1 protein-coding gene and 1 pseudogene are annotated in these 738 nt (G+C 66.7%); both read right to left on the bottom strand.

What is annotated here, in order from left to right:
• Positions 1–214, bottom strand: a pseudogene (locus tag A6M56_RS19870) (histone deacetylase); the annotation flags it as partial.
• Positions 215–236: 22 nt separating this feature from the next.
• The coding region (locus tag A6M56_RS19875; protein WP_286758363.1) for a tetratricopeptide repeat protein at positions 237–738 on the bottom strand (502 nt) is incomplete at its 5' end.

Raw genomic sequence — 738 nt, forward strand, 5'->3', positions numbered from 1 at the left:
CGGGCAATTGGCCGAACGTGACCGCACGGATATAGGAAAAATCGTGGGCACGACCGAGTTCCTCATCGGTGGCCGCGTGTGGCAGATGAAAATCGGCCGGGCTGAACGCTCCGCTGGCCAGCAGGCTTTCGCGCAGCAGCGCGTACTTCTCCATCGGGAAGCGGTGGCCGGCCGGCAGGGGCAGCACGAAGACATCGGTGTAAAACAGCTGCACGGCCGATGCCTTGGACCGTTGTTCAGTTCAGGGTGGCGGAGAGCTTGCGACGGAATTCGCGGACGAGATCGTCGTACTGCTCGCCGGACAAGGCCTCGAACAGGTTCAGGATGGCCTGGCGGCCGGCGCCCTGCTCGAAAAAGCGATCGCGGCGGACGACTTCCAGCGCCGCTTCGAGTGCTTCACGGAAGCGGCCCTGCGCGGCGTAAGCTTTGGACAGCGCCAGCCGGCTGGCGTGGTCATCCGGGTTGGCAGCCAGCTTGGCCTCCAGCGGTGCGGTGTCGGCGGCACCGTCGAGCAGCGCGAGGCGGGCGCGCAGGGCGTTGGCACGATCCGGTTCGTTGGCGTAATCGCCGGCCAGCAGTTGCTTGGCTTCGTCGTGGCGGCCGAGCTGCATCAGCACCTCGACGGCATCGAGCTGGATGGCCTGATCCTGCGGGTTGGTCTGGCTGGCCTGAACCAGCACGGCCAGTGCTTCCTCGAGCTGGCCTTGGGCGACCAGGGCAGCAGCCTGCCCCCTCAGG

It is taken from the genome of Ralstonia sp. RL, assembly GCF_001683835.1.
Lineage (GTDB): Bacteria > Pseudomonadota > Gammaproteobacteria > Burkholderiales > Burkholderiaceae > Ralstonia > Ralstonia mannitolilytica.